Origin of the sequence: Micromonospora sp. NBC_01405 (assembly GCF_045040155.1) — a bacterium.
GTDB lineage: Bacteria > Actinomycetota > Actinomycetes > Mycobacteriales > Micromonosporaceae > Micromonospora.
In genome coordinates this window covers 4,805,896-4,827,833 of sequence record NZ_CP109532.1, presented here as the reverse complement: position 1 = coordinate 4,827,833, position 21,938 = coordinate 4,805,896, and the positions used below count along the sequence as shown (strand labels likewise).

The following is a 21,938-nucleotide window of genomic DNA, read 5'->3' as shown; positions in this document are numbered from 1 at the left end:
GTCTGGGGCGGGACGTTATCCCACCAGGAAGCTGTGACGTAAGCCCCAGGCAGCGGGGTTGACCGAACCGTTACACGCCGTGGCGAAGCGGAGACGATCGCTGTAAGAAATTTCTATCCTGAAATGTCCTCACCTGCGCTACATCGGTAACGGGCATCATCCGGACCATCCGCTACCGGTCGATCCACGGCGGCACCGCCCACCAGGCACGGGACGATCCACCGTCGTCCGCCAGCAACAACAGTCGCTCTTCTCCACCGGCCACCGCCACCGCCGTGTCCCCGCTGTCCGGCACCGCCGCCGGTCCCGGCACCGTCACCGCCCGCCACGACACGCCACCATCCGCCGAGGCCCACAACCGCCGGCCGGCCCCGTCGCCGGTCACCGCCACCAATCGGCGCCCCACCACCGCCAGGCCGACCACCGACAGCACCCCCGGACCGGCCGCCCCGAACCCGCCGACCCGCCGCCACTGCGCCGCCCGACCCGATTCCGTGGGCGGTCCCGACGGGCTGAGCTCCCCCACTGACTCGGCCGCTGCCGGCCGCCATACCGCGAAGCCATCCCGCACCGGACCCACCGCCACCGGCTCGCCGTCGAGCAGGACCACCCGCTGCGCCCGGCCCCGCCCGTCCGGGGTGGGCAACTCGGCCCGCCGCCAGGCCCGCCCGTCCGCCGATGTCCACGCCAACGGGGCCAGCGCCGCGCCACCGGCCGGCAGCAGCGAGCCCACCACCAGCCATCCGGACGACCCGGCCACCGCGTCGTACGCCGCCGTGCGACCCCGGCCGTCGCCCGCCAACTCCGGCGCGCCCTCCAGGATCGCGAACCTGGACGCGTCCGGCGACGTCCACACCGCCGCCCCGTCCACCCGGGCCCCGGCGATCAACCAGCCGCCCGGCCCCGCCGCCAGCCGGCCCGCCGCCACGGCCCGCTGCCCGCCGAACAGCTCGAACCCCGCCAGCACCTCGCGCACCGACCCGTCCGGCCGCTGCACCCAGGTGCCCGTACGCGGGTTGCCGTGCACCCCGCCGTTCTTCGCCCCCAGCGCCGCGATCCGGCCGTCCCGGCAGGCGACCGCGTACAGCACGTGCTGGCGGCCGTAGAACGACTCGCCCCGCACCGGCAGCACCGACCAGGAGACCCCGTCCACGCTGGACCACGCCGCCGGCCGGGTCGCGCCCGCCGCGTCCGCGACCGCGCCCACCACGAACCAGCGCCCACCGCAGGCCGCCGCGTCGCGCAGCAGCAGCCGCCCCGGAGCGCCCGGCGGCGTCGGCAGGGTCACCGCCCGCCAGTCAGGGCGCAGAGGGGTCGGCTCCGGCGCGGGACGCGGGGCCGACCAGCACCCGGCCAGCAGCACCGCGCACGCGGCCACCACGCCGGGCATCGCCCGCAGGCGCCGAGAAGGCATGGACGCGATCGTATCGATCAATCGCAACGACGGGGAGCCCGCGATGCGCGCGGCTCCCGCCGGACGGCGCCCCGTCAGGAGGCGGGCTGGGCCGCCTCGCCGCCGGCGGTCTCGGCGAGGATCCGCTCGGCGACCTCCTTCATGGTCAGCCGGTGGTCCATCGCCGTGCGCTGGATCCACTTGAACGCCTGCGGCTCCGTCATCCCGTACGTGGTCATCAACGCGCCCTTGGCGCGCTCGACGGTCTTGCGGATCTCCAGCCGGTCGGTAAGGCCGGCGACCTCGGCCTCCAGTGCGGCGACCTCCGAGTACCGGGACAGCGCGATCTCCACCGCCGGCACCAGGTCGCTCTTCTGGAACGGCTTCACCAGGTACGCCATCGCGCCGGCCGCCCGGGCCCGCTCCACCAGGTCACGCTGGCTGAACGCGGTCAGGATGATCACCGGGGCGATCCGGGCGCCGGCGATCCGCTCGGCGGCGGCCAGCCCGTCCATGATCGGCATTTTGATGTCGAGGATGACCAGGTCGGGCTTCAGCTCCTCGGCGAGCCGGACGGCGGTCTCGCCGTCGCCTGCCTCGCCGACGACGTCGTAGCCCTCCTCGACCAGCATCTCGGCCAGGTCCAGCCGGATGAGCGCCTCGTCCTCGGCGATCAACACCCGCCTGCGCTCGGCATCCGTCTGCGTCTCGGCCACGAGCCACTCCCACCAGTCTGTGCCCGACACCGCCGTGCCGGGTGTCGCCCTCCCTAGCGTAGTGGGTAGGCTGTCATGGTCGAATCATGGAAGGCCCTCGTAGCCCAACCGGCAGTAGGCAATGCACTCAAACTGCATACAGTGTGGGTTCGAATCCCACCGAGGGCACAAAACTTGTCATACAGGCGTTCGAAGATGGGCGCGTGCATCCACCTGAGATCCGAGCGCGCGCCCGCCGCCTCTACCTCTCCGGGGCCACGGTTGCCGAAACCGCCCGCAGCGTAGGGCACCCCTATCCGACGGTCCGCCACTGGTGCAAGGACCGTCCCGAACCGAAGCAGCAGAGCACAGCCCTCCGCTGCTTCCGGTGCCGTCCCGACCTCGACAAGCCGACAGACCCGGGTTCCTATGCCTATCTCCTGGGGCTCTACCTTGGCGACGGTCACCTGGTCACCACCGCGCGGATTCCGGTGCTCCGCATCTACTGCGCAAACGTCTGGCCTGGGCTGATCGACGCCTGCGAGGCTTCCATGAAGGCCGTGTTGGCGGCGAAAGTGCAACGGGTTCAGCAGCAGGGGTGCGTCAGCGTGCAGAGCTACGGCTTGCACTGGCCCTGCCTGCTGCCGCAGCACGGGCCGGGAAAGAAGCACGAGCGGCCCATCGTCCTCGCCGACTGGCAGCGCGAGATCGTCACCGCCCACCCCGGCGACTTCGTGCGCGGCCTCTTCCACTCCGACGGCTGCCGGTTCGCCAACCGGGTGACCGCGCACGGTCGGGCCTACGTCTATCCCCGCTACATGTTCACCAACGAGTCCGCCGACATCATGGGGCTCTGCCAGTGGGCGCTGTGCCTGCTGGGCGTCGCCTGGCGGATGAACCGCCGCAACTCGCTGTCGGTGGCGCGCCGCGAGGCGGTCGCCGCGCTGGACCGGCACGTCGGCCCGAAGTCCTGAACGGGCGGGCGCCGGTCAGCCGGAACGGGGCACCCGCCGGTCAGCCGAGCGCGGCGAGCGCCTGCTCCAGGTCGGCCCGCAGGTCCTCCGGGTCCTCCAGGCCGACGGAGATCCGCAGCAGACCGCCGACCGGCTTGGCATCGCCGGAGACCGGCCGGTGGGTGAGCGAGGCGGGGTGCTGGATGAGAGTGTCCACGCCGCCGAGGGAGACGGCATGGGTGATCAGCCGGCAGGCCCCGGCGACGGCGGCGGCGGCGGGCGCGCCACCGCGTACCTCGAAGGCGAGCAGGCTGCCGGTGCCGGCCATCTGTCGGCCGACGAGCCCGGCGGGGTCGTCGATGCCGGGGTGGTGCACGCGGGCGACGGCGGGGTGGCGGGCGAGCCAGCCGGCGAGCTTCTCGGCCCCGGCGGACTGGGCGCGGACCCGCACGGGCAGGGTCTGGAGGCCGCGGTGCAGCAGGTACGCGCCGAGGGGGTGCAGGATCGCGCCGGTGAGGGCGCGGACCTGGCGCAGCCGGGCGGCCCACTGCTCGTCGCACGCGACGACGCCGGCGAGGACGTCGCCGTGGCCGCCGATGCTCTTGGTGGCGCTGTGCAGGACGAGCGCGGCGCCGTGCCGGGCGGGCTGCTGGAGGACGGGGGTGGCGACGGTGTTGTCGACGAGCAGGGGCACGTCGCCGGCGGCGGTGGCCAGGGCGGCGATGTCGACGAGGTCGAGGGTGGGATTGGCGGGGGTCTCGACGATGACGAGGGCGGTGTCGGGGCGGACGGCGTCGGCGACGCCGTCGGGGTGGGCCCAGGTGACCTCGGTGCCGAGCAGGCCGGTGGCGAGGACGTGGTCGGTGCCGCCGTAGAGGGGGCGGACGGCGACGATGTGGTGCTTTCCGTCCCGGGTGGCGGCGAGGACGGTGGCGGTGAGGGCGGCCATGCCGCTGGCGAAGGCGACGGCGGCGGCGGTGCCTTCGAGCTCGGCGAGGGCGGTCTCGAAGCGGGCGACGGTGGGGTTCCAGAGGCGTTGGTAGACGGCGCTGCCGCCGGGTGGGAGGGTCCCGCCGGTGGCGAGGAGCTCGTACGCGTCGCCGCCGTCGGTGACCGACGGCAGGGGGTTGGTGGTGGACAGGTCGATGGGTGGGACGTGGACGCCGAGGGCGGCCAGGTCGGCGCGGCCGGCGTGCACTGCTCTGGTGTCCACGGTCGTCATGCGGGAAGCGTCGAACATCAGGGCGACAATCGGCAAGAGAGTCGCAGAAGATTCTGTTTGTCGGTCTTTGACAACGCGATGATTCGGAGCAGGATGGTGGAATGCCCCTCGCACCGAATGATGTACGGCCCTTCGCCGCCCTGGACGACGTCGATCGCGCGATCCTGACCGAGTTGGCCGTGGACGGCCGACTGCCGAACAACGCCCTGGCGGACCGGGTGGGGGTGGCACCGTCGACATGCCTGACCCGGACCCGGTCGCTGCGGGAGTCCGGGGCGATCCGGGGGTTCCACGCGGAGGTGGACCCGGCGGCGGTGGGACTGCCGTTGCAGGCCCTGGTGTCGGTGCGGCTGACGGCGCACGCGCGGGCGGCGGTGGACGCGTTCCGGGCCCGGTCGGTGCGGCTGCCCGGGGTGGTGTCGGTGTTCCACGTGGCGGGCGCGGAGGACTACGTGTTGCACGTGCGGGCGGCGTCGGGGGACGCGTTGCGGGACTTCGTGCTGGACCATCTCGCGGTGGACCCGGCGGTGCAGCACACCCAGACCAGCCTGATCTTCGAGCAGGCGCGCGGGATGGGTTGAGCCACACGTACCCGGCGAGGGGAACAATTCCGGCACGGGGCGGGTTGGACGATCGCGTGATCAACGTACCGATGTCTGTTCTTGATCTTGCCCCGGTCGCGGCCGGCGCCACCGCCGGCGCGGCCCTGCGGCACACCACCGAGCTGGCCCGGCGCACGGAGGAGTTGGGCTACCGCCGGTTCTGGGTGGCCGAGCACCACAACATGCCGGCGATCGCGAGTTCCGCGCCGGCGGTGCTGCTCGCGCACCTGGCAGCCAACACCTCGACGATCCGACTGGGCTCGGGCGGGGTGATGCTGCCCAACCACACCCCACTGGTGGTGGCCGAGCAGTTCGGCACCCTCGAGGCGCTGCACCCGGGCCGGATCGACCTGGGGATCGGCCGGGCCCCGGGAACCGACCAGGTCACCGCGCTGGCGTTGCGCCGGACGATGGAGGGGCTGTCGGCCGAGGGGTTCCCCCGGGAACTGGCCGACCTGATGAACTACTTCTCCGGGGAGCGCCCGGGGCCGATCACGGCCACGCCGGGGCGGGGCCTGCAGCCCGCTGTCTGGCTGCTGGGGTCCAGCGGATTCAGCGCGCAGCTCGCCGGGTTGCTGGGGCTGCCGTTCTCGTTCGCGCACCACTTCAGCGCGCAGAACACGGTGCCGGCGCTGGCGCTGTACCGGCAGCACTTCCGGCCGTCGCGGTTCCTGGACAAGCCGTACGCGATGGTGGCGGTGAACGCGGTCTGCGCGGACACCGACGAGCGGGCGGAGTGGCTGGCGGGGCCGAGCGCGCTGTCGTTCCTGAGGCTGCGCTCGGGGCGACCGGAGCCCCTCGCCACGCCGGACGAGGCGGCGGCGTACCCGTACACGGAGGCGGAGCGGGAATTCGCGCTCGCCCGGCGGGAGGGGCAGGCGCTGGGGTCGCCGGAGACGGTGCGCCGGCAGCTCACCGGCCTGCTGGAGCGCACCGACGCGGACGAGCTGATGCTGACCACGCTGGTGTACGACGTGGCCGACCGGGTGCGCTCGTACGAGCTGATCGCGGACCAGGTGGCGGGCGGGCTGCGCCGGGACGGGTGAACCTTGTTGGAAACGCCCGAAACACGGTCTTCATAACGGCGTCACCCCCGCGTCGCGGACGGCGCGTAACTTTGGTTCCGGTGGTGGTACGGCACTCCCCGGTCGGGACGGGTCGGGGGTGCCGCGGTGTGGTGCACCGGGCCGGAGCTGTGCGGATTCCGCGGCTGCGGCCCGGTGCCTGCCACCCTGCCTCGCCGGTGTCCCCGGTGGGCAGGGGGCATCCAGCACGGCGAGCGCTCAGCGCAGGTAGATGTTCGGCACGGGCGGGGTTCCCATGCCGTCCCCGATGAAGAAGCCCGGGTGCGGCGGCTGGTTGTAGGCCGTGTTCTGCCACGCGATGGCGGCCCGGTACTGCGGGTCGTGCATCAGGGTGTGGATCCGGGTGCCGGTCGGGGTCGGGGTGCTGTAGATGCGCAGGGCGGTGCTGTCGCTGGTGCGCCACACGACCTCCTCGCGCCAGTCGCCGAGGATGTCGCCGGACAGCGCCGGGGTCGACTTCGTGCCGTTGTTGGAGCTGACGCCGCTGCCGGTGAGCAGTCGGGTCTCGCCGCCGGTGCCGTACTTGTCGATCTTCGTGCCGTCGAGGAGTTCGCGCACCGGGTCGCCGTCCCACCAGGCGAGGAAGTTCGCCGAGGACGGCTTGCGGCCGACGTTCTGGCCCCTGGTGTTGGCCAGGCCGTCGACGGCGGAGGACCAGGACTCGGCGCCGGGGCTGCCGGCCCAGATGTCGGCGCAGACGCCCCGGCCGTTGTCGCCGGAGGCGGCGGTCGACCAGATGATCTGCCCGGTGCGGGCGTCGGCGAACCAGGAGCTGGGCTTGCTGGCGTCCTCGTCGACCTTGAAGATCTCCAGGCCGGCGCGGCTGGGGTCCAGATCGCCGACGTGCAGGGCGTCGCCGTGGCCGTTGCCGGTGGAGTAGAGCAGCCGGCCGTTGTCGTCGATGGTGGCCGAGCCGTAGACGATCTCCTGCCGGCCGTCGGCGTCGACGTCGGCGACGGAGAGCTGGTGGTTGCCCTGGCCGGCGGCGGAGGAGTTGCCGGAGGCGTTGGAGTCGAACGTCCACCGCTTCGTCAGGGCGCCGTTGCGGAAGTCCCAGGCGGCGATGACGGCGCGGGTGTAGTAGCCCCGGGCCATGATCAGTGAGGGGCGCTGGCCGTCGAGGTAGGCGGTGCCGGCGAGGAACCGGTCGACCCGGTTGCCGTAGCTGTCGCCCCAGGAGGAGACGGTGCCGCGCGGCGGGTCGTAGTTGACGGTGGACAGGATCGCGCCGGTCCGGCCGTCGAACATGGTCAGGTACTCGGGGCCGGACAGGACGTACCCGCTGGAGTTGCGGTGGTCCGCCGAGGAGGAGCCGACGAGCTGGCCGGTGCCGGAGCGGGTGCCGTCGGCGGTCTTCATGGCCACCTCGGCCCGGCCGTCGCCGTCGTAGTCGTACACCTGGAACTGGGTGTAGTGGGCGCCGGCCCGGATGTTGCGCCCGAGGTCGATGCGCCACAGCCGGGTGCCGGTCAGGGTGTACGCGTCGACGTGGACGTTGCCGGTGTAGCCGGACTGGGAGTTGTCCTTGGCGTTGGACGGGTCCCACTTGAGCACGATCTCGTAGCGGCCGTCGCCGTCGAGGTCGCCGACGCTGGCGTCGTTGGCGGCGTAGGTGTACGCCTCCCCGGTCGGGGTGGTGCCCCCGGCCGGCGGTTGGATCGGCACGTCGAGGTAACCGGCCCCGAACTGGAGCGCCGGCCCGGACGCCGCCTGCTCAACGCCGTTCACCACGGCCCGCACCGTGTACGCCGACCCGGCGGCGGCCCCGCTGTCGAGGTGGTTGGTGGCACCCGCGATCGGGCTGCCGTTGACCCTGGTCGAGCCCCGGTAGAGGTTGAACGACACCCCGGCGGTCTCGGTGCCCAGCAGCCGCCAGGAGACGAGGTTCCCGCTGCCGGAACGGACGCTGATCAGACCCCGGTCGAGGTCCTCGACCTGCTTCGCCCCGGCGGGCGGCGTGGTGGGGGGCGGCGTGGTGGGGGGCGGCGTGGTGGGGGGCGGCGTGCTGGGCGGCGGCGCGGTGGGGGGCGGGGTGGTGGTCGGCGGCGCGGTGGGGGGCGGGGTGGTGGTCGGCGGTGGGGTGGTGCCGGTGCAGGTCGTGCCGTTGAGCGTGAAGCTCGCCGGAACGGGGTTGCTGGCGTCGTTCCACGAGGCGTTGAAGCCGAAGTTCGCGGTGCCGCCGGTGCCGATGGCGGCGTTGTAGCCGACATCGCGGGCGGTGACCTGGGCACCGGACTGGGTGACGGTGGCGTTCCACGCCTGGGCGACCTGCTGACCGGCGGCGTAGGACCAGGTGAGGGTCCAGCCGTTGACCGGGTCGCCGAGGTTGGTGACGGTGACGTCGGCGCCGAAGCCGCCGCCCCACTGGTTGGTGATCTTGTAATCGACGCGGCAGCCGGCGGCGGCCGAGGCTGCCACGGCGCCGAGGGTGCCGGCGGTCAGGGTGGTGGCGGTGAGGGCGGTGGCCGCCGCCGCGGCGAGCAGGGCGGCGCGGCGACGGGATCTGCTGGGGTGCACGGGCGTGCCTCCGGGGAGGTCGGGCGCGCGGCGACGCGATGCCCGTCGGCCTGCCCTGGGCCGGCGGTGGCGGTGCGCCGCGCTGGGGCGGTGGGGGGACGCATTGGCGTCCATAGTTCGACTCCGCGCTGCACGAATGCTAGGACAACGCTTTCCGGCAGGCAACAGCCGCGCCGACCCCGCCCGTCGGAAGCACCCCCGGACGGGACCTTGCCCTCGGCGGTGGGATTTGATCGACTCGGCGGATGGCTGAGCACATGGACCCCGAGGAGTTCCGCCGGGCCGGGCACGCGGCGGTGGACTGGATCGCCGACTACTGGGCGACGCTCGGGCGGCGCCCGGTCACCTCACCCGCCCCGCCGGGGACGCTGGCAGCCGCGCTGCCGACCGGCCCGACCACGCACGGCGAGCCGGTCGAGGCCCTGCTCGCCGACCTGGACGACCTGGTCACCCCGCACCTGACCCACTGGCAGCACCCGAGCTTCTTCGGTTATTTTCCGGCGAACACCTCCGGCCCGAGCGTGCTGGGCGACCTGATCAGCTCCGGGCTCGGCGTGCAGGGCATGCTGTGGGCAACCAGCCCGGCCTGCACCGAACTGGAGACGGTGGTGCTGGACTGGCTGGCCGGGCTGCTCGACCTGCCGCAGCGGTTCCGCTCCACCGGCAGCGGCGGCGGCGTGATCCAGGACTCCGCCTCCTCGGCGACCCTGGTGGCCACCCTCGCCGCGCTGCACCGGGCCAGCGGAGGCCAGTGGCGGGCCGCCGGGATCGACCGCCGCTACCGCGCCTACACCTCCAGCCAGGGCCACTCGTCCATCGAGAAGGCGGCCCGGATCGCCGGGCTGGGCCTCGACGGGGTACGGGTGGTCGACGTCGACCCGGAAACCCTGGCCATGCGCCCGGACGCGCTGCGCGAGGCGATCCGGGCGGACCGGGCGGCCGGCGACGTGCCCGCGATCGTGGTGGCCACGATCGGCACGACCTCCACCACCGCCGTCGACCCGCTGCCGGAGATCGGCGCGATCTGCGCGGAGCTCGGCGTCTGGCTGCACGTCGACGCCGCGTACGCCGGGGCGGCGGCGGTCTGCCCGGAGCTGCGCTGGTCGCACGCCGGTCTGGAGTACGCCGACTCGTACTGCTTCGACCCGCACAAGTGGCTGCTCACCGGCTTCGACTGCGACGCGTTCTGGGTGGCCGATTCCGGTGAGCTGATCGAGGCGCTGACGGTGCTGCCGGAGTACCTGCACAACGCGGCGACCGAGACCGGCGCCGTGATCGACTACCGGGACTGGCAGGTGCCGCTGGGGCGTCGGTTCCGCGCCCTGAAGCTGTGGTTCGTGCTGCGCTGGTACGGGGTGGAGGGGCTGCGGGCGCACATCCGCTCCGGGGTGGCCCTCGCCGACCGGTTCGCCGCCCACGTCCGCGCCGACGGCCGGTTCACGCTCGCCGCACCGCACCCGTTCTCGCTGGTCTGCTTCCGGCTCACCGCCGGCGACGAGGCCAGCACCGAACTGCTGTCCCGGGTCAACGCCACGGGCCGGGTGTTGCTCACCCACACCCGGGTCGCCGGCCGGTACACGCTGCGCCTTGCGGTCGGCTCGCCACTGACCACACAGGCGCATGTGGACGAGGCATGGGAGCTGCTCTCCACCATCGCGGGGACGATGCTGGAGGAGCCCGGAGCCAGCGGCTGAAGATCCGCGACAGCCTGACGGCACGCCGGGGGTGATACGCCTTCCGGGCGCTATGGAGCTGCCCGCACCAACGGGGCATCTTCGCGTCACGGTGGGCACCGTCGGCCGAGGACATGCGCTACCGGTAGCGCAGACGGGGCAGCTCCGTAGGCAGCCCGACAGCCCATGCAGCTGCCCTCCCATGGTCCTGAGGCACAGGGCAACGTCGAGGAGCGCCGGGCGACGTTTCGGCTCCACAGCCCGGCGAGGCGTACCCCAGCTCTGCCGGACCGCCTCAGCGACCAGCGGCCAGCGACCAGCGACCCTGAGTCCAGGGCCCAGGGCCCAGGGCCCTCCGACCGTCAGCCCTCGGCGGTGGCAGTCACCGGGACGGGCCGCGACGGGGCGTCGTCCGCCACCGGGGCAGCCGAAGCAGCGACGGCGGCCTCGACCGTGGCGCGGGCGTCGCGGACGCGGCGCAGCGCGCGGACGGCCAGGACGATCGCGACGAGCCAACCGGCGGCGAGGAGCCCGTAGACCAGCCACTGGGCCCCGCCGGGTAGGCCGCCGACGCGGATCAGGGTGCGGGCGTTGGTCAGCACGATCACGCCGCCGATGGTGGCGCCGAGGAGTTGTGCGGGGACGATCCGGACCAGCCAGGCGGCGATCGGGGCGGCGATCAGGCCGCCGATCAGCAGGGCGGCGACGGTCGGCAGCAGGAAGCCCTCGGTGCCGAGGCCGATCAGGAAGCCGGCGCTGGCCGCGCCCGCCACCACGAACTCGGCGGTGTCGACCGAGCCGATGACCTTGCGGGGCTCCATCCGGCCGGAGACCAGCAGCGCCGGGGTGGCGACCGGACCCCATCCCCCACCGCCGGTCGCGTCGACGAAGCCGGCGACCAGGCCGAGCGGGCCGAGGAACCGGCCGCGCAGCCCACCGGCGGCGCGGTTGACGCGCAGCGGCCGGGAGAAGCGCACCAGCAGGTACGCGCCGAGGGTGAACAGGATCGCGGCCATCCAAGGCGCGGCCGCCTCGGTGGAGATGGCGCTGAGGAAGGTGGCGCCGGCGAACGCGCCGAGCGCGCCGGGAACGGCGATGCGGGCGACCACCCGCCAGTCGACGTTGCCGAACCGCCAGTGGGCCACCCCGGCCGCGAGCGTGGTGCCGATCTCGGCCAGGTGCACCGAGGCCGACGCGGCGGCCGGGGCGACCCCGGCGACGAGCAGCAGGGTGGACGAGGTCAGCCCGTAGGCCATGCCGAGCGAGCCGTCGATCAGTTGCGCGACGAGCCCGACCAGGGCAAGGACCAGCAGCTTGCGCACGAGCGCCCCCTGACTTTGCGGCATATCCTATCGACTTGGTCGACAATGCGGCACGGGTCGCCCCGGGTCAAGTCCCCGATCGGCTGATGGGACGCGCCGGACGGCCGCCACCCGTGGCGCGGTCGGCGATCCGTGGCGGTGGCGGTGGCGGTGGCGGGTGGCGCGGGTAGTGCGGGTGGCGCCGGTCAGCTCCAGGCGCGCGGGTCGGCGGCCAGCTCGTTGACCCGCGCGGGGAGCGTGCCGTTGGCCACGTCCGCGACGGTGACCAGTTCGAGGATCTCCCGCTCGCTGGCCCGCAGGGCGATCCACACGTCCTGCAACGCCCGGGCGGCGCCGAGGTAGCCGAGTTGCTCCGGGCGCTGCCCCCGGACGTGTGCCAGCGGCCCGTCGATCACCCGGATCACCTCCGCCAGGGAGATGTCGGCGGCCGGCCGGGCCAGCCAGTACCCGCCCTCGGGGCCGCGCTGGGCGTGCACGATCCCGCCGCGGCGCAGTTGCAGCAGGATGCTTTCCAGGAACTTCGGCGGAATCTCCTGCGTCTTGGCGATCTGCTCGGCCGTCACCGGGCGGGCCCGGCCGGCACCGGCACCGTCGGCGACCGCCGCGAGTTCGGCGGCCGCGCGGAGGGCGTAGTCGACCCGAGCGGAGAGACGCATGTCGGCCAGGTTAGTCGCCGAGCCGACCGGCCAGGCTGCCGCCCCTCGGCCGAACGGTCGAACCGCCCTCGTCCCACCGCCCGGCCGGGCGGCTCTCGTCGGTGGCGCGGTCGTGGCACCATACCCGTGTCGTCGCACGACGGGGACCCGACGACGCGTCAGCGCGCAGAGCGGAAGACAGCCAGGCCGATAGGGGCAGCGACAGCGATGCCGGACATGACGCCGCTGGGTCCGCGGGATCCGGACCGGACGGGCCCCTACGAGCTGCTCAGCCGACTCGGCGCGGGCGGCCAGGGCGTGGTCTACCTGGGCCGCGACCAGCAGGGCACGCTGGTCGCCGTCAAGATGATCAACCTCGACCTGCACCTCAACCCGCGCGCCAAGGCCCAGTTCGCCAAGGAGATCGCCGCCGCCCGGCGGGTAACGCCGTTCTGCACCGCGCAAATCCTTTTCGCGGACGTGGACAGCGACCCGCCGTACGTGGTGAGCGAGTACATCGAGGGCCCGACCCTGCAACGGCACGTCCGCGAGTTCGGCCCGGTCACCGGCAACGCCCTGCACCGACTGGCCGTGGGCACCGCCACCGCGCTCGCCGCGATCCACCAGTCCGACGTGGTGCACTGCGACCTCAAGCCCGACAACGTCGTCCTCGGCGCGGACGGGCCCAGGGTCATCGACTTCGGCATCGCCCGGGCCCTCGACGTCACCGAGACGATGACCAGCAGGGTCATGGGCACCGCGCCGTACATGGCGCCGGAGCGGTTCCGCGACGACGAGGTGGGCCCGGCCAGCGACGTGTTCGCCTGGGCCGCGACCATCGCGTTCGCCGCGGCGGGCCGACCGCCGTTCGGCACCGGGACGGTCGTCGCGGTGATGAACCGGGTGCTGCACGACCCGCCGGATCTGGCCGGCCTCTCCGGCCCGCTGGGCGAGCTGGTCGGGCAGTGCCTGGACAAGGACCACCGGGCCCGGCCGCCGGCCGAACAGGTCCTGCTGCGCCTGCTGGGGCACACCCCGCGCGCCGGGGCGCCGGTGCCGATCCAGACGGCGCTGCAGGCGGGCACCGACGCGGCGGCCACCCAGGTGGTCCCCCGCCAACCGGCGATGCACGAACCGACCGTTCACCCACCGACGACGCGTGGGCCGACCACGTACCAGCCCACGACGCACGGGCCGACGGCTCCCCCGCCCACCGCCTACCAGCCCACGACCTACCAGCCCACGACGCACGGGCCGACCACGTACCGACCGGCGGGGCGCGGGCCTGAGCGGGACACGTGGTCGCGGCGGGTGCGCCGGCAGTACGCCGATGCCTGGGGGATCTCGGCCGCCATCTTCCTGGGCGCGGCCGGCGGGGCCGCCGGGTACGTGGCGACCACCGCCCCGGGCCCCGCCGCCGCCGTGGGGGCGGTGACTTTCGTCGTGGTCTACGGTGTCCGTCTGCTCGTCGCCACCGCGCTGCCCGGAGCCGCCGCACCGGACGCCCCCGCACCGGACGGGTCCGGGGCGCCCACGTCCGACCGGGGCGGCCCCACGGCCCACCCCGGCACCTGAACCCGCGAACCCCTGGAGGATCCGATGGCCCCTGGTCAGCCTTCCGCCCGGCCCTGGTTGCCGTTGACGGTGGCCGTGGTCGCCGGGCTCGCGGTCATCGCCGCGGCGTACGTGATCGTGCGGCCGGATTCCGGCGCGGACCGCTCCTCGTGCGTGGCGCTGGAGGTGAACTCCTCGACGGAGAAGGACCAGTTGCTCGGCCAGCTCGCCGCGAAGTACAACGACAGCGACCGGCGCTTCGGCGGGCGCTGCGCCCAGGTGACCGTGCACGGGCTCAACTCGGGCAAGGCGATGGAGGCGCTGGCGGGCGGTTGGGCCAGGCAGCAGCCGGCGATCCCGGCGCCGCAGGTGTGGCTGCCGACGTCGTCGCTGTGGACCGGTCGGCTGCGGCTGCTGAACGAGACGAACGGTCGGCCGGCGCAGACCCCCGGCCGGTACCCGTCGATCGCGAACAGCCCGCTGGTCATCGCCATGCCCAAGGAGAAGGGCGAGCTGGTGCAGCAGCGCGGCCCCCTCGGCTGGGCGGACGTCCTCGGGCTGTCCGGGGACCAGGGCTGGGCGGCCTTCGGCCGGCCCGAGTGGGGCCGGTTCACCTTCGGCAAGGACAACCCCAACCTGTCCACCTCGGGGCTGGCGGCCACCATCGCGACCTACTACGCGGCGGTGCAGCGCTCCAGCGACCTGACCGAGCCCGACCTGGCGCAGCCCGCGGTGACCCGGTTCGTGCGCGAGATCGAGGCGAACGTCTCGCACTACAGCGACGACTCGGTGGACCTGCTGCGCGACCTCGCCGAGGCGGACCTGGGCGCGGGCGGCGACGCGCGGACGCGGGACATGAGCGCGGTCGTGGTGCAGGAGGAGCTGGTCTACCAGTACAACCAGGGTCAGCTCAGCCCCACGCCGGGCCAGAAGCCCCGGGTCCCGCTGGTGGCGGTGCACCCGAAGGAGGGCACCTTCAACCTCGACCACCCGTACGTGGTGCTGCCCTCGGCCGACGAGGCGCAGCGCGCGGCGGCGCAGGACTTCCTGCGCTTCCTCCAGGACCGCCCGCAGCAGCGCAGCTTCGCCGAGCTCGGCTTCCGCGACCACGAACGCCGGCCCTCGGACGAGCTGGTCGCCGCCGTGCGGGGCGGGCCCGCCGGGAACCTCAACTACTTCGATCCGCCGGAGCCGGAGGTGGTGGACGCGATCCTGCGCGGGTGGAGCACGCTGCGCAAGAAGGCGAACATCCTGTTCGCCGTGGACGTCTCCGGCTCGATGACCAAGAAGGTCGGCGGCCAGTCCCGGCTCCAGGTCGCCACCGGTGCCGCCGGCAAGGCGGTCGGCCTGCTCAACTCGGCCGACCAGGTCGCCCTCTGGTCGTTCTCCTCCGAGACGTCGCAGCGCCCGAAGCCGCACCGCGAGGAGCTTCGGCTCTCGCCGTTCAACGAGGCCCGCTTCACCGGCAAGCTCGGCGGCCTGAAGGCCGACGGCGGCACCGCGCTGTACGCGACGGTCCGCGCGGCGCACCGCCAACTGCTCGACGACTACGACCCGGACCGGATCAACGCGGTGGTGGTCCTCACCGACGGCAAGAACGAGTACCCGAAGGACAGCGACCTCGCCCGGCTGCTGAAGGACATCGCGCTGGACCCGGAGCGGCCGGTGAAGGTCTTCTGCGTCGCCTTCGACCAGGACTCCGACTTCGCCACCCTCGACAAGATCGCCAAGGCCAGCGCCGGCAAGGCGTTCGACGCCAGGGACCCGGGGACGATCGACGAGGCGTTCGTGAAGCTGGTCAGCAGCTTCTGATCAGGTGCCGACCCGGCGCAGCAGGCCCTCCTGCACGACGCTGGCGACGTGCCGGCCGTCGGTGGTGAAGACCCGGCCGGTGGCCAGCCCGCGCGCGCCGGAGGCGGACGGGCTGCCGCAGTCGTACAGGAACCACTCGTCGGCCCGGAATGGCCGGTGGAACCACAGGGCGTGGTCGAGGCTGGCCCCGACCACGCCGCCGGGCCCCCACACCTCGCCGTGCACCGACAGCACCGAGTCCAGCAGGGTCAGGTCGGAGGCGTACGTCAGGGCGCAGGCGTGCAGCAGCGGGTCGTCGGGCAGCTTGCCGTCGATGCGCATCCAGACCCGCTGGTGCGGGTCGGCGGGCCGGTCGCCGGGGCGAACCCAGCCGGGCTCGCCCACGTAGCGCACGTCGATCGGGCGCGGGATCTGCCCCCAGATGCCCAGCCGCTCCGGGTAGCGGGACAGCCGGTCGGCCATCGTGGGCACGTCGTCCGGCGCGGGCACGTCCGGCGGGGTGGGGTCCTGGTGGTCCAGGCCCTCCGCGGTCCGCTGGAACGACGCCGACATGAAGAAGATCGGCTTGTCGTGCTGGAGCGCCACCGAGCGGCGCACGGAGAACGACCGGCCGTCGCGGACGTTCTCCACCTGGTACTCGATGGGCTCGGCCGGGTCGCCGGGCCGGACGAAGTACCCGTGCAGCGAGTGCACGAACCGCTCCGGGTCGACGGTGCGGCCGGCGGCGACCAGGGCCTGGCCGGCGACCTGGCCGCCGTACACCCGCTGCGGACCGACCGTCGGACTCATCCCCCGGAAGGTCATCTCGTCGGTCCGCTCCAGGTCGAGAACCCCGAGAAGCTGGTCGACGGCAGCCTGGCCGACGGCGGCCGGGTCGGTCACTGCAACGCCCGCGCGGACGCCGCGTCGACCAGCGAGCCGAGCTGGTGCACCCGCAGGGTGTTGGTGGAGCCGGGGGTGCCGGGCGGGCTGCCGGCGACGATCACCACGTAGTCGCCGGGGTTGGCCCGGTTGAGCCCGAGCAGCGCCTGGTCGACCTGGCGGAACATGTCGTCGGTGTGCTCGACGAACGGCATCAGGAACGTCTCCACGCCCCAGCAGAGGGCGAGCTGGCTGCGCACCTCGGGCACCGGGGTGAAGGCCAACAGCGGCAGGTCGCAGTGCAGCCGGCTGAGCCGCTTGACGGTGTCACCGGTCTGCGAGAAGGCCACCAGGGCCTTCGCGCCGATGGCCCGGGCGATCGAGGACGCGGCGACGGTGAGCGCCCCGCCGTGGGTGCGCGGGTCGTGCTGGAGCCGGGGCACCCCGATCGAGCCGGCCTCGGTGGTGGTGATGATCCTGGCCATGGTGCTGACCGTGAGCACCGGGTACTTGCCGACGCTGGTCTCGCCGGACAGCATCACCGCGTCGGCGCCGTCGAGGACCGCGTTGGCCACGTCGGAGGCCTCGGCGCGGGTCGGCCGCGAGCTCTCGATCATCGAGTCGAGCATCTGGGTGGCCACGATGACCGGCTTGGCGTTCTCCCGGCAGAGCTGCACGGCGCGCTTCTGCACCAGGGGGACCTGGTCCAGCGGCATCTCGACGCCGAGGTCACCGCGGGCGACCATGACGCCGTCGAAGGCCAGCACGATCGCCTCGAGGTGGTCGACCGCCTCGGGCTTCTCGACCTTGGCCAGCACCGGCCGGTACAGGCCCTCCTCGGCCATGATGTTGTGCACGAGCTTGATGTCCTCCGCCGAGCGGACGAAGGAGAGCGCGATCATGTCGACGCCGAGGCCGAGGGCGAAACGCAGGTCCTCGGCGTCCTTGTCCGACAGGGCCGGGACGCTGACGGCCACGTTGGGCAGCGAGACGCCCTTGTTGTTGGAGACCGGGCCACCCTCGGTGACCAGGCAGCGGATGTCGTTGCCGACCACGTCGCTGACCTCGATGGCCACCCGGCCGTCGTCGATCAGCAGCCGGTCGCCGGCCTTCACCTCCTGCGGGAGCTTGCGGTAGGTGCAGGAGACCCGCTCCTTGGTGCCGAGGATCTCGTCCCCGGTGATCACCACGGAGTCGCCGGTGCGCCACTCGTGCGGGCCGTCGGCGAACCGGCCGAGCCGGATCTTCGGGCCCTGAAGGTCGGCGAGCAGGGCCACCGGCCGGCCGGCGGCGTCGGAGGCCTCGCGGACGAGTCGGTAGACCGCCTCGTGGTCCGCGTGGCTGCCGTGGCTGAAGTTGAGTCTCGCCACGTTCATGCCCGCCTCGACAAGCCCCCGGATGCGCTCCGGGGACGAGGTGGCGGGGCCGAGAGTGCAGACGATCTTCGCGCGGCGTGTCACGCCCATCAGGCTAGTCTCTCCTCCGGGTCGGTCTACGGGCCGACCCCTTTCGGATTGCGGAACAGTTCTGCGACGACGCGCCACACCCGCGCACCCGGCGGGCGGACTCACACCCGGAACCATTGTCCGGAATCGTCGTGTCGGCGGGCATCGGCGACCGCGCGCCGGGAATCGTACCGCCCGGCGTCACCTCCCTCGGGCGCGCGCTCCCCACCACTGGGCGACGGTATCAGCGGACGGGCCGCGACCGCCGTCACGATGCCGACACCCCGCCGGCCGCCGAGCGGTCAGCTCTCCGTCTTGGCCAGGGGAAACTCCACCGCGCCGGCCGGGCAGAGGAACGTCAGCACGTCCACCCGGTAGAGCCCGGCCTGCACCGCCGGGTCGGCCTCCATGACGCCGCGCACGTCGTCCACCGAGCCGGTGCGGGCCAGCCCGAAGCCGATCGGCGGGTCGGGCTCGCGGGCGGGGCCGTCGATCGAACCGGCGACCAGCACGATGCCCCGTCGTTGCAGGGCCCGCATGTGTTCGGTGTGTTCGGCCTGCAACCGCTGGACCGTCTCGTCGGGCAGGGCCCGCCCGGAGGGACCCGGGTAGAGCACGATGCACTCGTAGGTGTCGAGCGCGAAGTCGACCTGCGGCATCCCCGTCATGGCGCTCCTCCCCCTGGCCAGCGTCGCACGGGCGGGGCCGGCGGCGGGGCCACTCGACCCGATCCGCCACGCCGGGTGACCCGACGGACGCGCGGGGCGACCCCGACCTTTCCCCTCGGTGATCGAGCAACTACCTTCTGAGTGGTTCTCGTATCCATCGAAGCGGGAGGCCCCGTGCAGGAGTACGACTACGTCGTGGTGGGCGCGGGCGCCGCCGGGTGCGTGCTGGCGAACCGGCTGAGCGAGGACCCGGCGACCCGGGTGCTGCTGGTCGAGGCGGGCGGCTGGGACCGCAGCCCCTTCGTGCGGCTGCCGAAGGGGTTCAGCCGGCTGATGGACGACCGACGCACCGCGTGGCACTACCCGGCGGAGGCGACGCCCGCGCGGCGCGAGGTGTGGCAGCGCGGCCGGCTGATCGGCGGGTCCAGCTCGATCAACGGCATGGTGTACGGCCGGGGCGACCGGGTCGACTGGGACGGGCTGGAACGGCTGGGCAACCCGGGCTGGGGCTGGGACACCCTGCTGCCGATCTTCAAGCGGCTGGAGGACCACCCGCTGGGGGCCTCCGAGATGCGCGGCGCGGGCGGGCCGCTGCGGCTGTCCTCGGCGACCGACACCGACGAGCTGTGCGAGGCGACGATCGGCGCCGGGGAGGCGCTGGGCTGGCGTCGGGTGGACGACCTGAACGCCGAGGACGGCGAGCGGATCGGCTATGTCACCGCGACGATCCGCGACGGACGCCGGGTCAGCGCCGCCGACGCGTTCCTGCACCCGGTCCGGGACCGACCCAACCTGACCGTGGCCGTGGAGACGGAGGTGCTGCGGGTCCTCGTCCATGCCGGCCGGGCCATCGGGGTGCGGACCCGCCGCGCGGGACGGACGGTCGACTACGCCGCCTCGGCCGAGGTGATCCTCGCCGCCGGGGCGATCGCCAGCCCGCAACTGTTGCAGGTCTCCGGGGTCGGGCCGGCGGACACGCTGCGCCGGGCCGGGGTGGCCGTGCTGCTGGACCGGCCCCGGGTGGGGCGCGGGCTGCGCGAGCACCGGTCGACGCCGGTGCAGTTCCGGCTGGCCGGCAACGGCGGCTACAACCACATGCTGGGCAGCCTGGTCGGGCAGGGGCTGGCCGCGCTGCGGTACGCGCTGACCCGGCGCGGACCGCTGAGCCTGCCCGTGCAGGACATCGGGGCGCACTTCCGCTCCGCCCCCGACGTCGATCATCCGGACGCGCAGTTGCTGGTCGCGCCCTTCTCGGCGGCGCCACGCCGCCCCGGTCACGCGCTGGAGCTGGAGTCCGAGCCGGGGATGATGGGGCTGTGCACGGTCACCCGGCCGGACAGCGAGGGCAGCCTCACCATCACCTCGGCCGACCCGTCGGCCCCGCCCCGGATCGTCGCCAACTACCTCGACACCCCGCACGACCGGCGAGTCGCCGTGAACGCCTTCCGGCGGATGCGGGAGCTGTTCGCGACCGACCCGGTCGCCGGGCGCATCGCGGTGGAGACCGTGCCCGGCCCGGAGGTGCGCGACGACCGGGAGATCGTCGAGGCGACGCTGGCGCTGGGCTACTGCGGGTACCACGCGGTGGGCACCTGCGCGATGGGGCCGGGCGACGAGCACGTCGTCGACCCCGAGCTGCGGGTGCGCGGGGTCGACGGGCTGCGGGTGGTGGACGCCTCCGTGCTGCCGGTGCTGGTGTCGGGTTACCTCAACGCCCCGGTGATGGCGCTGGCCTGGCGGGCGGCGGACCTGATCCTGGGCCAGGTGCCGCAGCCGACGGGTGTCGGACCGGCGTCGTAGCGTCCCCGGGCATGGGAACGAGTTATCAGAGCATTCTGGCCGTCGGCGACCTGGCCGCCGTGCGCGCGGCGGTGGGCGACGCCGGCCGGGAGGCGTACGTGACGGCGGTCGGGCCACGGCGGTGGGCGGTCGTGCCGCGCGAAGAGGAGGAGAGCGGCTACGCCGAGGTCGACGACCTGGCCGAGCTCATCAGCGTGGCGACGGGCGAGCCGGCGGTGGCCTTCAACGTGTTCGACTCCGACGTCATGTCGGCCACCGTCCACGTCGCCGGCGAGCTGGCGCACGAATACATCTCCGACCGCTCCTGGGTCACCGAGTACTGGGACGACGACGACAACGAGTTCCTGGCCGGCTTCGATGGCACCCTGCACCCGGTGGACGGCCCGCTGCCACCACCCGGCCCGTCCGGGGCCGACCCGGCGGCGTTCGTGGCGCTGGGCGTGGGCGAGGTCGACCCGGAGCGCCTGGACGCGGCGCTGCGCGGCGACGTGCCGCTCGCCGGCGCGCCCCGGCTGTTCGCCGAGAGTCAGCATGCCGAGATCCTCGACGCGCTGGGTCTCCACCCGTGCCCGCTGACCCGACCGTTCCGGCACGCCCACCTCGATCACGTGCCCGCGCCCCTGCACCTGGTCGCTACCCTCCGGGGGGACGCAGGGGGTGTCCCGCGAGCGCGAGGAGGCGACGGCATGGCCGCACCGGAGCAGGACGAGTCGATTGAGGAGAGCCCGGTCGGCTGGGTGGCCGCGCACGTGCAGCGGTACGTGGCGACCGACGGCGCCGAGGGGGCCACGTACCAGGGCTACGACGCGCTGCTGGTCACCACCCGGGGCCGCAGGTCCGGCAAGCTGCGGCGGACCGCGTTGATCTACGGGCGGGACGGCGACCGGGTCGTGCTGGTCGCCTCCAACGGGGGCGCGGCGGCGCACCCGTACTGGTACCTGAACCTCGTCGCCGACCCGGAGGTGGAGGTGCAGATCGGTGCCGAACGCTTCCAGGGGCGGGCCCGGACGGCCGCCGCCGAGGAGCGGCCCCGGCTGTGGGAGCTGATGACGAAGGTCTTTCCCCAGTACGCCCGCTACCAGCGCGACACCGACCGGGAGATCCCGGTCGTGGTGGTCGAGCGGGCCTGACCGCCGAGGCTCCCGGTCGTGCCACGCGTGCGGGTCCGGGCCGGTCCGGCCCGCCCGTGCGGGGTGCGCCCCGCACGGGCGGAGGCGGGGCCGGCGGAGCCCGCGCGGGCTCGTCGATCAGGCGGCCGGGCCGGCCGGGCCTGCCGGGTCGGCACCCGCTCCCCCGGCCTGCCGCAGCGCGCGGGTCGCCTGGTCGATCAGCTTCGTCGCGTCCGTGCGGCCGTTGACCTGGACCTCCACCTCGGAGTCGCCCACCTGGATGCGGATGCTCACCTCGGTGCGCTGCTGGTCGACCCAGCTCTGCAACAGGCCGAACAGCCCCGGCAGCAGCGCCTGGGCCACCACCGCGATGATCACCGCGTCGCTGAACCCGGGCCGGCCGCCGGTCCGGCCGCCGGAGTCCCGCACCCCGGCACGGAACTCGGGGCGCTGGTGCAGCCAGTCCAGCAGCGGCACCCGGGGTGGCCGGGCGGTGCGCGGCACGAGCACCAGCCGCACCGGCTGCCGGGCCCCGGTCGGGGTCTCGGTCACGTGGTCCCTCTCCTTCACTCGTCTCCTCCGCCGGCCACCA

At 73.6% G+C, this 21,938-nt stretch carries 18 protein-coding genes and 1 tRNA gene; 9 read left to right on the top strand and 10 right to left on the bottom strand.

Features of this window, described 5'->3' with window-relative positions; translation table 11 throughout:
- Positions 1-172: 172 nt before the first annotated feature.
- Together OG559_RS21220 and OG559_RS21215 are read right to left on the bottom strand one after the other, a co-directional pair.
- Positions 173-1,414: a hypothetical protein gene (locus OG559_RS21220; protein WP_405106245.1), complete on the bottom strand. Its 1,242-nt coding sequence runs from the start codon at positions 1,412-1,414 to the stop codon at positions 173-175.
- 74 nt (positions 1,415-1,488) lie between these two features.
- Entirely contained in the window at positions 1,489-2,109 is a 621-nt protein-coding gene (locus OG559_RS21215; RefSeq protein ID WP_405106243.1) for an ANTAR domain-containing response regulator, read from the bottom strand.
- A gap of 93 nt (positions 2,110-2,202) precedes the next feature.
- Between OG559_RS21215 and OG559_RS21210 the strand changes: the two genes are divergently transcribed.
- A tRNA-Leu gene (locus tag OG559_RS21210) sits at positions 2,203-2,277 on the top strand.
- A 35-nt stretch (positions 2,278-2,312) separates the two neighbouring features.
- Positions 2,313-3,062 carry a transcriptional regulator gene (locus OG559_RS21205; protein ID WP_405106241.1) on the top strand — a complete coding sequence of 250 codons (750 nt, stop codon included), beginning with the start codon at positions 2,313-2,315 and terminating at the stop codon, positions 3,060-3,062.
- Positions 3,063-3,102: 40 nt separating this feature from the next.
- On the opposite strand, the gene OG559_RS21200 is transcribed toward OG559_RS21205, so the two are convergent.
- Positions 3,103-4,281, bottom strand: coding sequence for a trans-sulfuration enzyme family protein (locus tag OG559_RS21200; protein WP_405106239.1), 1,179 nt, complete (start codon positions 4,279-4,281; stop codon positions 3,103-3,105).
- Between the two features lie 83 nt (positions 4,282-4,364).
- Here OG559_RS21200 and OG559_RS21195 point away from each other — a divergent pair, with 83 nt between their 5' ends.
- Both OG559_RS21195 and OG559_RS21190 read left to right on the top strand, forming a co-directional pair.
- Positions 4,365-4,844: an Lrp/AsnC family transcriptional regulator gene (locus OG559_RS21195; protein WP_405106237.1), complete on the top strand. Its 480-nt coding sequence runs from the start codon at positions 4,365-4,367 to the stop codon at positions 4,842-4,844.
- Between the two features lie 71 nt (positions 4,845-4,915).
- On the top strand, positions 4,916-5,911 hold the full coding sequence (locus OG559_RS21190) for an LLM class flavin-dependent oxidoreductase (protein WP_405106235.1): 996 nt from the start codon (positions 4,916-4,918) through the stop codon (positions 5,909-5,911).
- Between the two features lie 237 nt (positions 5,912-6,148).
- On the opposite strand, the gene OG559_RS21185 is transcribed toward OG559_RS21190, so the two are convergent.
- Positions 6,149-8,467: a cellulose binding domain-containing protein gene (locus tag OG559_RS21185; RefSeq protein WP_405106233.1), complete on the bottom strand. Its 2,319-nt coding sequence runs from the start codon at positions 8,465-8,467 to the stop codon at positions 6,149-6,151.
- Between the two features lie 245 nt (positions 8,468-8,712).
- On the opposite strand from OG559_RS21185, the gene OG559_RS21180 reads away from it, so the two are divergent.
- Positions 8,713-10,161 (top strand): pyridoxal-dependent decarboxylase, encoded by a 1,449-nt coding sequence (locus OG559_RS21180; protein ID WP_405106231.1) that lies wholly within the window; start codon positions 8,713-8,715, stop codon positions 10,159-10,161.
- 341 nt (positions 10,162-10,502) lie between these two features.
- Here OG559_RS21180 and OG559_RS21175 read toward each other — a convergent pair whose 3' ends face one another.
- The gene (locus OG559_RS21175; RefSeq protein ID WP_405106229.1) at positions 10,503-11,462 is read right to left on the bottom strand and encodes a sulfite exporter TauE/SafE family protein; all 960 of its coding nucleotides are present in this window, start codon (positions 11,460-11,462) and stop codon (positions 10,503-10,505) included.
- A 185-nt stretch (positions 11,463-11,647) separates the two neighbouring features.
- The gene (locus tag OG559_RS21170) at positions 11,648-12,118 is read right to left on the bottom strand and encodes an Rrf2 family transcriptional regulator (protein WP_350885060.1); all 471 of its coding nucleotides are present in this window, start codon (positions 12,116-12,118) and stop codon (positions 11,648-11,650) included.
- A gap of 216 nt (positions 12,119-12,334) precedes the next feature.
- On the opposite strand from OG559_RS21170, the gene OG559_RS21165 reads away from it, so the two are divergent.
- Entirely contained in the window at positions 12,335-13,672 is a 1,338-nt protein-coding gene (locus OG559_RS21165) for a protein kinase domain-containing protein (protein ID WP_405106227.1), read from the top strand.
- Between the two features lie 24 nt (positions 13,673-13,696).
- On the top strand, positions 13,697-15,463 hold the full coding sequence (locus OG559_RS21160) for an extracellular solute-binding protein (RefSeq protein WP_405106225.1): 1,767 nt from the start codon (positions 13,697-13,699) through the stop codon (positions 15,461-15,463).
- On the opposite strand, the gene OG559_RS21155 is transcribed toward OG559_RS21160, so the two are convergent.
- The 3 genes from OG559_RS21155 to OG559_RS21145 form a co-directional block, all read right to left on the bottom strand.
- Positions 15,464-16,345 carry an acyl-CoA thioesterase gene (locus OG559_RS21155; protein WP_405106223.1) on the bottom strand — a complete coding sequence of 294 codons (882 nt, stop codon included), beginning with the start codon at positions 16,343-16,345 and terminating at the stop codon, positions 15,464-15,466.
- Positions 16,342-17,790 carry a pyruvate kinase gene (gene pyk, locus OG559_RS21150; RefSeq protein WP_405106221.1) on the bottom strand — a complete coding sequence of 483 codons (1,449 nt, stop codon included), beginning with the start codon at positions 17,788-17,790 and terminating at the stop codon, positions 16,342-16,344. The genes OG559_RS21155 and pyk overlap by 4 nt, the downstream gene beginning before the upstream one ends.
- Before the next feature lie 281 nt (positions 17,791-18,071).
- Positions 18,072-18,437, bottom strand: coding sequence for a YciI family protein (locus OG559_RS21145; RefSeq protein ID WP_405098887.1), 366 nt, complete (start codon positions 18,435-18,437; stop codon positions 18,072-18,074).
- A gap of 174 nt (positions 18,438-18,611) precedes the next feature.
- On the opposite strand from OG559_RS21145, the gene OG559_RS21140 reads away from it, so the two are divergent.
- Positions 18,612-20,237, top strand: a complete 1,626-nt coding sequence (locus OG559_RS21140; RefSeq protein ID WP_405106219.1) for a GMC family oxidoreductase — start codon at positions 18,612-18,614, stop codon at positions 20,235-20,237.
- 686 nt (positions 20,238-20,923) lie between these two features.
- Positions 20,924-21,367, top strand: a complete 444-nt coding sequence (locus tag OG559_RS21135) for a nitroreductase family deazaflavin-dependent oxidoreductase (RefSeq protein ID WP_405116851.1) — start codon at positions 20,924-20,926, stop codon at positions 21,365-21,367.
- A gap of 117 nt (positions 21,368-21,484) precedes the next feature.
- Here OG559_RS21135 and OG559_RS21130 read toward each other — a convergent pair whose 3' ends face one another.
- Entirely contained in the window at positions 21,485-21,898 is a 414-nt protein-coding gene (locus OG559_RS21130; protein WP_405106217.1) for an effector-associated constant component EACC1, read from the bottom strand.
- Positions 21,899-21,938: the final 40 nt, after the last annotated feature.

Coding starts and splice junctions, on each gene's coding strand:
- OG559_RS21220 (WP_405106245.1), bottom strand. CDS start 1,414: ATGCCTTCTCGGCGCCTGCGGGCGATGCCCGGCGTGGTGGCCGCGTGC.
- OG559_RS21200 (WP_405106239.1), bottom strand. CDS start 4,281: ATGTTCGACGCTTCCCGCATGACGACCGTGGACACCAGAGCAGTGCAC.
- OG559_RS21195 (WP_405106237.1), top strand. CDS start 4,365: ATGCCCCTCGCACCGAATGATGTACGGCCCTTCGCCGCCCTGGACGAC.
- OG559_RS21190 (WP_405106235.1), top strand. CDS start 4,916: ATGTCTGTTCTTGATCTTGCCCCGGTCGCGGCCGGCGCCACCGCCGGC.
- OG559_RS21180 (WP_405106231.1), top strand. CDS start 8,713: ATGGCTGAGCACATGGACCCCGAGGAGTTCCGCCGGGCCGGGCACGCG.
- OG559_RS21170 (WP_350885060.1), bottom strand. CDS start 12,118: ATGCGTCTCTCCGCTCGGGTCGACTACGCCCTCCGCGCGGCCGCCGAA.
- OG559_RS21165 (WP_405106227.1), top strand. CDS start 12,335: ATGACGCCGCTGGGTCCGCGGGATCCGGACCGGACGGGCCCCTACGAG.
- OG559_RS21160 (WP_405106225.1), top strand. CDS start 13,697: ATGGCCCCTGGTCAGCCTTCCGCCCGGCCCTGGTTGCCGTTGACGGTG.
- pyk (WP_405106221.1), bottom strand. CDS start 17,790: ATGGGCGTGACACGCCGCGCGAAGATCGTCTGCACTCTCGGCCCCGCC.
- OG559_RS21145 (WP_405098887.1), bottom strand. CDS start 18,437: ATGACGGGGATGCCGCAGGTCGACTTCGCGCTCGACACCTACGAGTGC.
- OG559_RS21135 (WP_405116851.1), top strand. CDS start 20,924: ATGGCCGCACCGGAGCAGGACGAGTCGATTGAGGAGAGCCCGGTCGGC.